Origin of the sequence: Savagea faecisuis (assembly GCF_042675605.1) — a bacterium.
Lineage (GTDB): Bacteria > Bacillota > Bacilli > Bacillales_A > Planococcaceae > Savagea > Savagea faecisuis.
On record NZ_JBHTJF010000019.1, the window covers coordinates 42076 to 55972 of the forward strand.

Sequence of the window (13897 nt, forward strand, 5' to 3'; positions counted from 1 at the left end):
TAGAAGAAAAGGAGAATTCGATGATGTGCAATCACCGAATTTCTCCATTTTCATTATAAGTTCCAAGGCATGATCGCCCATGCGAACACCGCAATACTTCCGACAACGATAATCACCGCAGCTACCATACTATTGTAGCGCGCTGGGTTAACTGTTTCCCAGCCGTGAATACGTTCAATTAACTCCGCATCTTCAGTTTTCGTTAAATATTTTTGAAGTCCTGGCATACGGTTCGTAACGTATGACACGACGATTAATAAAGTGAAACTGATCGGTACGGTAAACATCGCCCCCGACAACCCTAAACCATCCGTCATCGCATGGCCACTAATGACGATTGAAGGGAAGACGAACGGTGATACGACGATGTAGACGATTCCACCGATAATTGCGGCAGACATCGCACCGAATTTATTCGCCTCTTTCCACCAAACTCCTGTAACGATAAGTGGTGCGTTCGTTACGGCTGCCAATCCGAACGCCCATAAAATACTAACGACTAAGAAATCAGGTGGGTTAAATGCTAAGACGACACTGACAACACCACCGAGTGCGATCGAAATATAACCGAGACGTACTTTTGATTTATTCGCTAAATGCGGACGCAATGTCGAAACGATATCTTGTGAAATGAGTGCCCCAATCGCAATTAAGTTTCCACTTAAAGTAGAAAGCCCTGCTGATACAGCTCCCGCAATAACGAGTGCTGTCACCCATTCTGAGTTATACACAAGGTTCAAAATAATCGTTAATTTATCTGCATCTTCTACAGAAATTGGATTACCTGTCGTTTCTGTAAAGTAAACACCTGCGAACCCCATCGCATATGTCGCCGAGAATACGACTCCTAATACTAATGCGAACCAAACCATCGCTTTACGCGCACTTTGAAGGCTAGATGCCGTATACACACGCATCGCTAAGTGCGGTAAGCCGAGTGATCCGAATGTCAATGCTGGAATAATAGCGAAATACCATTTCACAGAATATTGATAGTCAAAGAAGTTCGGAACTGCTTCCAACATCGTCGGTACCATGTCTGCATATAGAAGTGGTGGGAAATACCAACCCGATCCACCCATCGCTTTCATAATAGCACCGAGTGGCACGACGAACATTAATGTAATAATGACCATTTGAATCGCCGCGTTATTCGTCGCTCCAGACATTCCACCGATTGTAACGAACCCGATGACGAGTAAACCACCTGCGACAAGTCCGACAAAGTACGGAATTCCAAGCAATGTTTCAAACGCTACTGCAATTCCGATCATCTGACCTAAAGCGTACATAATTTGAACTAAAATCATAAAGAGTGCTGCGACGATCGATGCTCGAATTCCGTAACGTTCACGAATAAAGTGAGTCGGTGTAAATGCACCCATACGTCGTAAAGAGGTTCCGTAAATAATTGTAATTAAAGGAATCGCTAAAATTAATTGAATCCACATAATAACGAATGGAACTTTCATATTAAGAATAAGACCTGTAACTCCTAAAAACGTCGCGATACTCATATAAGTAGAAGCCATCGCTAATCCGTTCGTAAATGCACCGACGCCCCCGCCTGCTGCATATAAATCTTCTACCGATTTACTCGAACGGTTGGAAATATAACTAACGACATAGAATAATAAAAACGTTAAAGCTACAACGACAATCCCGATAATCGGATTTTCAAGCTGCCATCCATTTTCCCCCATATTAGTTCACTCCTTCCGACGATTTCTTTTCCGCTGCTTCCGCTCGTTTCATCTCATTTTCACGTTCGATCGCTTCGTCAATTTTATTCCCAATTGCTCCCGCAATAATCGTTAAAATTAAAACGCCGAACCAACCAGACAAAATCGGGACGATATACATCACTGGAAACCCGAAGAGCATCGCGTCTGTTGGAAACATCGCAAACAATAAACCAGAGTGACCTACTACTAAAAAGATAGCTGACATAATAATCGTGAACCACACTTCTTTTTGATACGCATTCATATTCTATTTCCCCCTTTTATCTCATTTGTAGCGTTTCACCTTCCAAAGAAGAAAAGAAGTGCCCATTCCCCAATCGACCTTCTCCTCTCATTTATGTTCCCCAACACAAATAGAAAGCGCTTACAAATAAATGTGAACTTATTACTTTCTCATTATAACTACCCTCCTCTATCTACTCTCCAGATCCTTTTCTGTCGACACTTCCCTTTATTATGTCTAGACAGTCATTAAAGAATACTGGAGTCTATCGCTAACAGCGAAAAAACCTTTAATCTCGCATGACAACTTGAATTTACAACACATTCTAAAATAATGCAAGAGCTGTTTTTTCTGCTTGAAATAGCAAATACGCTGCTAATATGAGTGAAATATACCTCACTACTAAAATGTTGTCAAATACTTTTTTATACTTTTTATTCCATTTCCTTTCCTAAAAAAACATTGATCGACCATAAAATTTCAGACACTTTTATACACAAATTTATATTATAGACATCTTTTTTAAACATGTCGTTTTTTAACTCGATAAACTAGTCCGACAACTTTTTGTTATTTTGTTCGTTTCGTCTAACTGAAATACACAACTTTGTTTACTTTCTACAAAAATTAACGGATTTTTTTACGACTTACACTGTTTTTTTACATATTTCATTAGACAATTGTCCAATTGCTCGTTTTCATTTCTTTTTTCTCTCATTTAGACAACTATGTATAGAGTGTTCTTTGATTTCATATATGATAAGTCGATTTGATATTATATTTATCTCCTATTAAACTTTTTAAAATAGGAAAAATAATTTTTAAAAAAATAAAAATCCGTAAATGATGGAGTATATTCTCTCCATATTTACGGATTTTCATATCTTTGTATTGGATGATCCATACGCTTACCCCTCTGTTGCGACTAACATCGGCGCAACTTCCATAGCTTCTGCTGCGATAAATGGAACAACTTGTTCGTTGTAGCGTAAAAAATCTTCTCGATTCACTTGAAGTAGTTGAAATTGTGCGTAGTCTTTGCGCACTGTTTCAAAATGTGCCCAGCTTGTTGCTGTCGCTTGTGAAACGTAAGGTAATTTCATCGCTGCGCGTTGTGAGCGAATGTTTTCATTACGGATGCACATATATACTGTATCGATTGATGTCGTTGTAAATACTTCATATAAAAATTCGGATTTTGCCATTTGGTTTAATCCTTTACCTTGAAATTCTTTGCCGAGCCAAGTTGCTAAAAAGCCGCTCGTACCATGAATATCGAATAAATTAATTGTTCCTGCTGGTTGCTCATACGCGTCTAAAATGACACGTGAAATGAGCTCGCCACGAAGTTCTGCTTCGATTGTTTCACGATTCACATTTGTGAACTCTTCCAATGAATACGCTTTGTGGCGAACGAATGGTAACACTTCAGGATGGCTCATCATTTCGTAAAGGCACTGTTGTTCGAAATGATTGAGGATACGTTTTTTGAGCATAATGATAACCTCCCGGTGTGAACAGAGGTACTTCCTCACTCACACATTGTATTTGATTGTTGTTTGTATGATGGTTGGACCTACTGGCCGGCAGTTCTGAATTATCCCTCATGTTCACCCCTCCTTTCGAACAACAAAAAACGCACCTCCACAATTGAAGGCACGTCGAATTTAAAATGTCTCATAGACATTTCTAAGATCAACCCTCAATCGTTGAGCTTTAGCACTGTATGGCATAGGACGAATCCAGCTACATTAAAAACAACCTTAAATCGATTGTTTTTGCTAACCCATTGGCGTCTGTAGACGTTTCTGGGTAGCAGCGTATCTCCATACAGGAGCCTCACCTAACGAGGTTTGTATTTTATGTTGTTAGCGGCATAAGACCGTTATTTGTCTATGCCCAATTTTTTATTTTTTAAACTTGTTTCGTTCACTTGGAACAATCTAAATTTACATCGATTCCAACATTTCAACAATGCACTTTAGACCTATTTTATATAGTTATTTGTGCTCATTTTAACTACTTTATATTGACAGATAATTCTGATTGTTAGTTGTATGTAAATTCTGACCTTATCGATTCAAAATGAACTGACTCTAGTCGTTTTTTCTGTTACGATGTATAATTTGTTCATTTCATTCCAACGAGAAAGAAGTGTATAAAATATGAAGAAAACTTTAACGATTGCTGGCTCAGATACGTCAGGCGGCGCTGGAATTCAAGCCGATTTAAAAACATTCCAAGAACATGGAACTTACGGTATGACTGCGCTCACTGTCGTCGTAACGATGGATCCAGAAAAATATTGGGCACACGGTGTATACTCATTGCCGACGGATGTTTTACAAGCTCAAATTAAAACAGCGCTCTCTACAGGGATCGACGCGATGAAAACAGGAATGTTAGCGACAGAAGAAGTTATTCAAATCGCAGGGGAAGCGATCCAACAGTCTGGAACTTCAAAAGTAGTCATCGATCCTGTCATGGTATGTAAAGGGGAAGATGAAGTGCTCAACCCTGGAAATACCGATGCGATGATTCAATACTTACTCCCACATGCGATGGTTACGACACCGAACTTATTTGAAGCGGGACAGCTAGCGGGCAGGAAAACGCCAAAAACGGTTGAAGAGATGAAAGAAGCAGCAAAACGCATTCATGCTCACGGACCGCAAACCGTCGTCATTAAAGGAGGACGTTCACTCCCTACTGAAAAAGCGACAGATTTATTTTATGATGGTGAGGCATTTTACGTATTAGAAAGCGACGTCATCGATTCTCACTACAATCATGGGGCAGGATGTACATTCGCAGCAGCGATTACTGCAAACTTAGCGAACGGCCTCGCTGTTCAAGAAGCGGTCGTTCAAGCGAAAGCATTCGTCGCAGCAGCCATTCAAAACGGTTGGAAATTAAATGAATATGTCGGACCTGTCATGCACGGGGCAGCTCGTCATCACGCGCTTCCTGAAGTGACAATTCGTCCACTCGACTAACATCAAGTGCGCACGCTCAACGATTCATTGAGTTTGCGCACTTTTATCATTTTATGGTGTGAAAATTCGTTATAATGGAAACAGAAAGCGAGGCGAAACATATTGTTAGAAGATTTAAATCTCACCATTTTACTCATTTTAATTGTTTTCGGATTTTTAGCAGCGTTCGTCGACTCAGTCGTCGGCGGAGGTGGACTCATTACATTACCTGCTCTTTTCTTTACAGGCATTTCGCCAACTGCGGCACTTGCGACGAATAAATTAGCAAGTTCCATCGGCTCCTTTACGAGCAGTTTCATGTTTTTACGCTCAGGGAGGGCATCTCGATGTGAAATCTTGTTTCCTCTCTCTTTCTTCGGTGCTATGCTTGGTGCTTATACCGTTTCCTTTTTCGATCCGAACGTCTTGAAGCCACTCATGCTCATTATGCTCGCAATTATCGCGGTATACACACTCATGAAAAAAGATTGGGGTAGTGTCACTCAAATGAAACATTTTTCGACAAGTACTGCCCTCTTATTCGCTGGAATTATCGCGTTTATCGGATTTTATGATGGATTTTTAGGGCCTGGTACAGGTTCGTTCCTCATGTTTGCATTATTGTGGCGCGGCTTTGACTTTTTACAAGCAGCAGGCAATGCAAAAGTGTTAAATTTTGGGAGTAACTTCGCAGCGCTCCTCATGTTTATGATGCTTGGGGAAGTGTTGTTCGTTTACGGGCTCATTATGGGAGCTGCACAAATCGTCGGTTCCATCGTAGGATCTCGCTTTGCGATGAAACGTGGGAGCGGTTACGTTCGAATTTTATTTATCGTCGTCACCGTCTCTTTACTCGCGAAACAATCGTGGGATTATATTTCTTCACTATGAAGACTTTGTAACAGTTATGTAAAGTTGTTGTAACGTCTCTTCCCTTTTCTATTCCGCCCTCTATACTAAATGTATCTTTGAATCGAGGAGTGAATTCGTATCGTGGAAGTCGAGTGGCAAGGGATTATTTTTCAATTTTTAGGTGGGCTCGGTATTTTTTTATTCGCCATTCAGTTTATGGGGGATGCGCTTCAAAAAGCAGCGGGTGACCGGTTACGAAGCATTTTAGATAAGTTTACGACGAATCCGTTTATGGGTGTGCTCGTCGGAATTATCGTCACCGTGCTCATTCAATCGAGTTCAGGAACAACCGTCATTACGGTCGGACTCGTTAGCGCGGGGTTTATGACATTACGTCAAGCAATAGGTGTCATTATGGGTGCGAATATCGGAACGACGGTCACCGCATTCATCATCGGATTAGATGTCGGCACCTACGCCCTTCCGATTATGGCTGTCGGATCGTTTCTCATTTTTTTCTTTAAAAAAGATAAAGTGAAAAACTTCGGGGAAGTGATGTTCGGGTTCGGTGGACTTTTTTTAGGACTTGAAATGATGAGCAGCGGAATGAAACCGTTACGCTCACTCGATGCTTTTGCAGAGTTTACATTGTCGATGAGTGATAATCCGATTCTCGGTGTCATCGCCGGTACAATCTTTACATTGATCGTCCAAAGTTCTAGTGCGACAGTCGGGATATTACAAGGATTGTATGCGGAAGGCCTCGTCGACTTGCAAGCCGCTCTACCGATTTTATTCGGAGATAATATTGGGACGACAATCACGGCAATTTTAGCTGCTCTAGGAGCATCGATTACTGCGCGTCGTGCTGCGGCAGTCCACGTACTGTTTAACTTGTTTGGGACCGTTATCTTTTTAATTTTACTCGTGCCTTTTACGATGTATGTCGAATGGTTGGCAGCACTACTCGCACTGGAAGAAAAAATGCAAATCGCATTCGCTCACGGTTCATTCAACGTTGCGAATACGATCATTCAATTTCCGTTAATCGGCGTTTGGGCAATGATCGTCACGAAATTAATTCCTGGAAAAGATGTGACGATTGAGTATCAGCCGAAACATTTAGATCCTTTATTCATTCAAGAATCTCCTGCTGTTGCGATTGGGCAAGCAAAAGCAGAAGTTGTGCGCACAGGAGAATTTGCAGTTCAAGGGATGCAAGAAGCTCTTTTATACGTACAAACGGGCGAGGAGTCGCATGCTGAACTCGCGAAGCAATTAGAAGACGCCATCAACCATTTGGACCGTGAAATTACGTCCTACCTCGTTGAAATTTCCACGATGCGCATTTCAGAGAGCGACTCCCATAAACACGCATTATTACTAGATAGCATCCGGGATATCGAACGAATCGGTGACCATTGTGACAATATTGTCGGCTTAACAAAAAGTTTGCACAATACAAATAAAAATGGAATTACTGACGAAGCGATGGCTGAAATGGAAAAGATGTTCTCTTTAACAATTGAAACGATTACGAAAGCGATTGAAGCTCTTCAAACGAATAATTTAGATCTTGCACGTCAAGTTGTTGAACAAGAAGTTGCGATTGATCAAATGGAATATCGTTACCGTAAAACACATATCGATCGATTGCGTGAAGGTTCTTGTACGTTGGAAGCTGGTATGGTGTACGTCGATATTTTATCGAACTTAGAACGTAGCGGTGACCATGCGGTAAACTTGGCAGAAGTCGTACTCGGAAAGCGCTTATAATAAAAAAGAAGGTTTGCATTTTATCACGCAAACCTTCTTTTTTTCCATTATTTATTGTTGGAGTAATGAACCGTTCGCCGCTGGAATCGTCTCACGGTCCAATAAATTTAAATGACAGTAATAGTCAAAAAAGGCCTCTAAACGTTCTTGCTCTTCCTCATCTTGACGTAAATTTAAAACGTCTCGCAAAATTTGAGCGCCCCAAACATTATCGAAATAACGATAACGTCCTGAATTCCATGCCATTCGTTTCGGCGAGCGTGGATTCATATAGTAATTCCAAAACAACATTTGTTCAGACTCTTCTTCTGTTAATTCAATTTTAAACAGTTCATGAGAAGGGATGAAGCCATCTTCGTTGGAACTTCCGATAAATGTTTCACTCACCATAAACAGACCGACAATTTTACGGTCAGCTTCTTGTTCTTTCGCGTCGCGTTTCGTCAAAACAGCCATACTATTCGGACGTAAACGAGCTGCGCGATTCGGTTCTCCTTTTTTCTTACCACTTTGCACTGTTCCTGTGAAAACTGTCCAATCTTCAAAAATGTTTTCATCATCTTCTTCATTCAACCAGAAAACAATTTGAGAACTTTCATGCACATTTTCATTTTTCAAACGAGCGCGCAATTGTTGTTGAATCATTTTTTGTTCAAATTCTTTTTCTCGCTTTTCTTCTAATCTAGCTTCTTCCGCTCTCATTTTCTTTAAAGTCTCTTCTAAACGTTCTGATAAATCACGATCTTGCAACATGATAAATGATTTGAAAGCATCCGGATATACGAATTTTTTAACATCCTCATCAAAGTTTACGGTAATTGTTTTCTCATCTTGCTCGACAATTTGTCCTTCACCAAAAACTTTATGCGTCACTGTTTCATCAATTAAATTCACAATTCCACTCTCCCTTTATCAGTTTGTGTCATCGTTCTCTTTCAAAATCGCATGTCGAGAACGTTCCACTCTAATCTCTTTATACATATAAAAAATCGCACACAAATTCTCGAAAAAAGAAATTGAGCACGATCTTTTAATCCTGTAGTCTCTGTTTATTTATCGTAACATATATGTAACAAAAAATCAAGTTCAATCATTGACTATCACTTATCACCTATAGTATAATTAATTACTTTTTGAATCATTTACAATGAATTATTCATAAAAAATTAAGGATTTTCGATGTTTTTCTTCTAATTCATCGTATACTATCTAACTAAAGCAAAATCAAAATATGAAATGACACGACAACACTTTGTTACTATTTGAAAACTTATAGCTCTCTATTTCGTAATATAGGTGGGGACATTTTGGTTATTCATACAACAGAAGATGAAGAGGTGAGTTTAACTATTCATAAAAGTGGAAATGACAATATATTATCATTTTAGGAAATTGAGGAAAAAACATGAAAAAAATCGCCATTATTATTCCTGTCTACAATGAACAGGAAAATATTACACGTGTCGTCCACGTTTTAGACGACGTGACGCATAAAATTTCTTCCCTTTCATTTCAATATATTTTTGTTAACGATGGAAGTTCAGATCATACGAAAGAAACATTAGAACAACTTCACGCACAAAAGAAATATGTTCATTTTATTAATTTCTCTCGTAATTTTGGGAAAGAAGCTGCTTTACTTGCAGGCCTTAAACATTGCGAATACGATGCTGCTATTTTAATGGACGGGGATTTACAACATCCGCCGTCTCTCATACCTGAATTAATCACTGCTTGGGAAGAAGGATATGACCAGGTTGTCGCTAAGTCGGAAAATAAAAAAATAACCTTTATGTAAAAAACGAGCATCTCTTATCGAGGGCTCGTTTTTTATCTTAAGTTATCCTTAATTCTTATCTTTTTTGACAACTTTTCTCAATTTTTATCGTATAGTAAACAAACACTTTTATGAGGAGGCCAATGCTGATGATTCATTCTATGTATTATTCAGAGGCGCCGACATTCGCCATTTTGTCGATCGAGCATCTTTCTTTACTCTTGCTTATTTTTTTACTTGCTGGATTATTCGTCATTCGTCCGCAAATTGCGTTTCGTTATGAAAAAACGATTCGCGTTTCGCTTATCGTAACGATTATCATTCAACAATTTTTATTATATTCCTGGTACATTGCCCACAATGCCTTTGGTCCAGTAGACGCTCTACCGCTTTATCCTTGTCGTATTAATACTTTGTTTGTTCTATTCTTATTGTTTAAATGGAATACTAAATTGTTTCATTTTACGTTTTATTGGGGAATAATCGGCGCTTTTCTGGCACTTCTCTCTCCTGACACGAATGGCTTAGGCTTTCCGAATGTCATGTTTATTCAATTTTTCTTAGGGCATGCTGCTTTGTTAATTGGAACTGTGTTTTTAGCCGTCATTCACGACTACAAACCGAATCAAGCGCATCTTTTCAAAACGTATCAATATAGCGCTATTTATTTTTTAAGCATTCTCTTCATTAATGAATGGCTCGGCAGCAATTACGCTTATTTACGCACCGCACCGCCGACACCGTTTTTAAGCAATATTCCTGCTTATCCTTATCATGTACCCATTCTCGTGATTATGATGTTTTCACTATTTTTCCTTGTCAACCTCTTGTATAAAGTCGTACAAAAAACAAAAATGATGAATAAGCTATTTCGAGAAATTTAACATTCGCTCCTTTTTTAACAAAAATCGGAACTTTTTTTATCATTTCAATTTCCTTTGTTATCGCTTTCAATTGAATAGTATTAAAAGAAAAAAGACATTTTCCCCTTCTCTCCCATCACTTTCTACAAAATCATATATCTTCACCTTCAATTAATAATTATCTATTTGATTCATTCTTTATTTGTAAAGCTCATATTAACTTTCATTTTTCCATACTTTTTTCTTATAAAATATGGCACAATAGTAGTGGAATCATTTATTTATTTAAAAAGGGAGAGTTATATGACTGAAGAAAAAAAGAAAAGAAATTTGAAACCTCTTTGGATTTTACTCGCATTTGCAACATTATTTATCATTACATTTCTTCCAACACCGCCTGACTTACCTGTAGCTGGTCAACGTGCGCTTGCGATTTTAGCGTTCGCGGTTATTTTATGGGTGACGGAAGCAGTAAGCTATCCCGTCAGTGCTGCGATGATTATCGCTATCGTCGCCTTATCTTTAGGAACGAGTCCAAGTTTGGACGATCCTGAAAAACTCATGGGAACGAAAGGTGCATTGAAATATGCGCTTGCTGGATTTTCTAGCTCTGCCGTCGCACTCGTAGCTGGAGCGCTATTTTTAGCCGCTGCGATGCAAGCGACGAATTTGCACAAGCGACTTGCACTTTTTATCTTATCGAAAGTAGGAGCTAAAACAGGAGCTATCGTTTTCGGAGCGATTCTCGTGTCCATCATTTTAGCCTTTTTCGTACCGAGCGCTACGGCACGTGCGGGTGCTGTCGTTCCAATTTTACTCGGAATGGTTGCCGCGTTCGGCCTACCACATAATAGTAGACTCGGCGCGTTGCTCGTCATTACAGCAGTTCAAGCGATTTCCATTTGGAACGTCGGAATTAAAACGGCTGCTGCTCAAAATATGGTCGCGATTGACTTTATCGAAAAACAACTTGGAGAAACAGTCGCATGGGGCGATTGGTTTTTATATGCCGCACCGTGGTCGATTCTCATGTCCGTCATTTTGTACTTCATCATGGTCCGACTCATTAAACCAGAGACGAAAGTTGTAGAAGGCGGCATGGACGTCGTCAAAGAAAATTTAAAAAGTTTAGGTCCGATTCGTCCAGAAGAGATTCGACTCATCGTCATTTCTGTGTTACTTCTCATTTTCTGGTCGACAGAATCGCGTCTACATCCATTCGATACGACGACGATTACACTCGTAGCAGTCGCGATTTTGCTCACGCCGAAAATCGGGATTTTCGATTGGAAAACGGTTGAAAAACTCATCCCTTGGGGAACGATCATCGTCTTCGCTGTCGGGATTGCATTAGGGCTCATTTTACTCGATACATCAGGTGCTCAATGGCTTTCTGACAAAGTGTTCGGTGCTCTCGGGTTAGATTCAATGCCGCTTCTTGCGACAATCGCGCTTCTCGCTCTATTTAACATTTTGATTCACTTAGGTTTTGCGAGCGCAACAAGTTTAGCGAGTGCGCTCATTCCGATTGTGCTCGTGTTAGCGACAACATTACAAGGAGACTTCAATCCAGTCGGATTCGTCTTAATCCAACAATTCGTCATTAGTTTCGGATTTTTACTCCCTGTAAACGCGCCACAAAACATGTTAGCTTACGGAACAGGTGCTTTCTCGGTGAAAGACTTCTTTAAATCAGGACTTCCGTTAATGATCGCCGGATACTTGCTCATTCTTCTCTTCAGTGCAACGTACTGGCAATGGATCGGTTTACTTTAATTATTCGCCTCTCTCTTCATTCAAAGAAGGGAGAGGTTTTTTGTCTTTCTATGTCTTGATTCATTTCTATTTTAAAAAATTCCGTTCTTTTTTCTCATGAATCACCTAGTTTTTTTCAACAAATATAGGGAATCTACATAGTAGTCCCCTTTTTGATTGTACTAGTATTTGTTCTGAAGATAATTTAACTAAAGTGAGGTGAAGATGCATGAGTGAGAAAAGAGAACCTGAACAAAAACTCGTAGAAAAACAGCGCAGAAAAGAACAACATGGCACGAATCCGGATAAGTATGAACCGAAAGAAGGGTTCGCAAAAGACGGCAATGCCCGTGGTGTTGTCCCTAAAAATAGTGACGACCAACCGAAAAAGAAAAAACATGAATAAAAAGAGCGGAGCGACTCGAAATACTCGGTCGCTCCGCTTATTGTATATGAACAGATCATCCGTTATTTTCGATTATTCCGCACACTGCGGATATTCAAGAACATAAAAATTGCCAATACGATGAGCCAACCGTACAACCATTGAGGAGAGATAGAGTACATTTCGACAGCATAAATCGACAATGGAACGAGTAAAAATACAATTCCAAGTGACAGATTCAAAAGGCTTTGTTGTTTATGATATTGAGAGATGTCGCGAATACGCTCTTTTTTAATTCCGACAAAAAGCCATTCACCTTTTTTATATTGATGAGCATAGGCTAAACTAAAAGCAATAATCGCTAACAAAATGAGCATCCCATTCAAAAATAACATATCCCTCTCCTCCTCATGTCGCGCTTATAAATCGTAACGAGCCATCGCTTGACGCAAGTCGTCTTTAATATCTTCCACTAATGACCTCGGTGAAGTGACGGTCACATGAAGCGCATATTGCAACGCCCATTTACGCATCGCCATTTCATTCACTCTTACCGTTACCGTCACTTCATCTTCCGTCTGATTCGAAAAATATAAGTCTTTCGTTCCGAACCAATCGATGAATTCATTTAATACGTATTTTTTAAAGCGTAAACTAACCGTCGTCGATTGTCCACCAAACATGTAAATATGTTCTTCTACATACTCAGCCAAATTATTTTTATCCAATCCTTGTACTTGTTTCTCCGGTTTACGAGAACTGTTTAATATTTCAATGTTCACCATACGATCCACACGATAATGTGAAACATTATCGAACGGATCATTGTTGCAAATGAGATAATACTTCCCATTCGTTGCGACTAATTCATACGGATTAATGATATATGTCCGATCTTCGCCATGCGAATTTTGGCGGTTCGTCAACTGTAATTTATTGTGCTGATCTACCGTATAATTCGCATAGTGGAACGACACTTTTTTATTATTTCTAATCGCTTTTTCTAAAATTTCGATATTTTCAAATAAGTTTTGTACGTGAGGATGAGGAGTACTCTTCGCCTTTACAAGATTTAAGCTCTTTTTTAAATGTTCGCTTGTTAGACTTTCTAATTTTTTAATCAATTGTTGACGTTCTTCATCTGGAATACGAGGAGAAAATAGTAAACTGTCAATGAGCAATCGGAGTTCTTGTTGTTGAAAAGTATGTGCATATCCGAAGTTCGTTAATGTTTTCCCTTTTTTTGTATCTTGTCCGTCGTCACTCTCTTCTCGTATTTCATCTTCTCTCGAACCGTATAAAATTTTCGGTTTCTTTTTTGAAAAACGCTCGTTATTAGAAGGATGATTTTTATCATGATGAATTAATTTTTCAAGGTGGCGCCTAAAAGTCTTTCTATGATTACTAATATTCTCATTGTAACCATAATCTTTGATTAATATATTGATTAACTCTTTTTGTTTCATACGATTACTTTGGGTACTGTCAATATTTTTGTGTAAATGACGATTCACCCATTCAAGGTAGTTCATCACGTGTGTATTCA

At 39.2% G+C, this 13897-nt stretch carries 13 protein-coding genes and 1 riboswitch; of the genes, 7 read left to right on the top strand and 6 right to left on the bottom strand.

Going from position 1 to position 13897, the window contains the following annotated elements:
- Positions 1-53: 53 nt before the first annotated feature.
- The 3 genes from ACFQ0V_RS04365 to ACFQ0V_RS04375 all read right to left on the bottom strand — a co-directional run bounded on the left by ACFQ0V_RS04365 (position 54) and on the right by ACFQ0V_RS04375 (position 3464).
- Positions 54-1703, bottom strand: a complete 1650-nt coding sequence (locus ACFQ0V_RS04365) for a sodium:solute symporter family transporter (protein ID WP_381010143.1) — start codon at positions 1701-1703, stop codon at positions 54-56.
- Position 1704: 1 nt separating this feature from the next.
- Positions 1705-1989: a hypothetical protein gene (locus ACFQ0V_RS04370; RefSeq protein WP_381010145.1), complete on the bottom strand. Its 285-nt coding sequence runs from the start codon at positions 1987-1989 to the stop codon at positions 1705-1707.
- Positions 1990-2876: 887 nt separating this feature from the next.
- Positions 2877-3464 carry a GNAT family N-acetyltransferase gene (locus ACFQ0V_RS04375; RefSeq protein WP_381010148.1) on the bottom strand — a complete coding sequence of 196 codons (588 nt, stop codon included), beginning with the start codon at positions 3462-3464 and terminating at the stop codon, positions 2877-2879.
- Between the two features lie 198 nt (positions 3465-3662).
- Positions 3663-3826, bottom strand: a riboswitch (M-box (ykoK) riboswitch).
- A gap of 307 nt (positions 3827-4133) precedes the next feature.
- On the opposite strand from ACFQ0V_RS04375, the gene thiD reads away from it, so the two are divergent.
- The 3 genes from thiD (at position 4134) to ACFQ0V_RS04390 (ending at position 7571) form a co-directional block, all read left to right on the top strand.
- Entirely contained in the window at positions 4134-4964 is an 831-nt protein-coding gene (gene thiD / locus ACFQ0V_RS04380; protein ID WP_381010150.1) for a bifunctional hydroxymethylpyrimidine kinase/phosphomethylpyrimidine kinase, read from the top strand.
- A 102-nt stretch (positions 4965-5066) separates the two neighbouring features.
- A complete protein-coding gene (locus tag ACFQ0V_RS04385; protein ID WP_381010153.1) occupies positions 5067-5834 on the top strand; it encodes a TSUP family transporter in 768 nt (255 codons plus the stop codon).
- Between the two features lie 102 nt (positions 5835-5936).
- A complete protein-coding gene (locus ACFQ0V_RS04390) occupies positions 5937-7571 on the top strand; it encodes a Na/Pi cotransporter family protein (protein ID WP_381010156.1) in 1635 nt (544 codons plus the stop codon).
- A 51-nt stretch (positions 7572-7622) separates the two neighbouring features.
- Here the strand turns inward: ACFQ0V_RS04390 and ACFQ0V_RS04395 are convergent, their stop codons facing one another.
- Positions 7623-8465 carry a malate synthase gene (locus ACFQ0V_RS04395; RefSeq protein WP_381010157.1) on the bottom strand — a complete coding sequence of 281 codons (843 nt, stop codon included), beginning with the start codon at positions 8463-8465 and terminating at the stop codon, positions 7623-7625.
- Positions 8466-8976: 511 nt separating this feature from the next.
- On the opposite strand from ACFQ0V_RS04395, the gene ACFQ0V_RS04400 reads away from it, so the two are divergent.
- The 4 genes from ACFQ0V_RS04400 to ACFQ0V_RS04415 all read left to right on the top strand — a co-directional run bounded on the left by ACFQ0V_RS04400 (position 8977) and on the right by ACFQ0V_RS04415 (position 12372).
- Positions 8977-9369, top strand: coding sequence for a glycosyltransferase family 2 protein (locus tag ACFQ0V_RS04400; RefSeq protein ID WP_381010160.1), 393 nt, complete (start codon positions 8977-8979; stop codon positions 9367-9369).
- Between the two features lie 128 nt (positions 9370-9497).
- Positions 9498-10232, top strand: a complete 735-nt coding sequence (locus ACFQ0V_RS04405) for a TMEM164-related integral membrane acyltransferase (protein ID WP_381010163.1) — start codon at positions 9498-9500, stop codon at positions 10230-10232.
- Positions 10233-10514: 282 nt separating this feature from the next.
- Positions 10515-11987: a DASS family sodium-coupled anion symporter gene (locus ACFQ0V_RS04410; protein WP_381010166.1), complete on the top strand. Its 1473-nt coding sequence runs from the start codon at positions 10515-10517 to the stop codon at positions 11985-11987.
- A 208-nt stretch (positions 11988-12195) separates the two neighbouring features.
- Positions 12196-12372, top strand: a complete 177-nt coding sequence (locus ACFQ0V_RS04415) for a hypothetical protein (protein WP_381010169.1) — start codon at positions 12196-12198, stop codon at positions 12370-12372.
- Between the two features lie 62 nt (positions 12373-12434).
- Here ACFQ0V_RS04415 and ACFQ0V_RS04420 read toward each other — a convergent pair whose 3' ends face one another.
- Positions 12435-12746: a hypothetical protein gene (locus tag ACFQ0V_RS04420; RefSeq protein ID WP_381010172.1), complete on the bottom strand. Its 312-nt coding sequence runs from the start codon at positions 12744-12746 to the stop codon at positions 12435-12437.
- A 24-nt stretch (positions 12747-12770) separates the two neighbouring features.
- On the bottom strand, positions 12771-13897 hold a 1127-nt coding region (locus ACFQ0V_RS04425), incomplete at its 5' end, for a helix-turn-helix transcriptional regulator (protein ID WP_381010175.1).

Bases quoted from the DNA above. Each gene is read 5' to 3' on its own strand.
- ACFQ0V_RS04410 (WP_381010166.1), top strand. From the start codon at position 10,515: ATGACTGAAGAAAAAAAGAAAAGAAATTTGAAACCTCTTTGGATTTTA.
- ACFQ0V_RS04370 (WP_381010145.1), bottom strand. From the start codon at position 1,989: ATGAATGCGTATCAAAAAGAAGTGTGGTTCACGATTATTATGTCAGCT.
- thiD (WP_381010150.1), top strand. From the start codon at position 4,134: ATGAAGAAAACTTTAACGATTGCTGGCTCAGATACGTCAGGCGGCGCT.
- ACFQ0V_RS04405 (WP_381010163.1), top strand. From the start codon at position 9,498: ATGATTCATTCTATGTATTATTCAGAGGCGCCGACATTCGCCATTTTG.
- ACFQ0V_RS04375 (WP_381010148.1), bottom strand. From the start codon at position 3,464: ATGCTCAAAAAACGTATCCTCAATCATTTCGAACAACAGTGCCTTTAC.
- ACFQ0V_RS04400 (WP_381010160.1), top strand. From the start codon at position 8,977: ATGAAAAAAATCGCCATTATTATTCCTGTCTACAATGAACAGGAAAAT.
- ACFQ0V_RS04415 (WP_381010169.1), top strand. From the start codon at position 12,196: ATGAGTGAGAAAAGAGAACCTGAACAAAAACTCGTAGAAAAACAGCGC.
- ACFQ0V_RS04420 (WP_381010172.1), bottom strand. From the start codon at position 12,746: ATGTTATTTTTGAATGGGATGCTCATTTTGTTAGCGATTATTGCTTTT.
- ACFQ0V_RS04365 (WP_381010143.1), bottom strand. From the start codon at position 1,703: ATGGGGGAAAATGGATGGCAGCTTGAAAATCCGATTATCGGGATTGTC.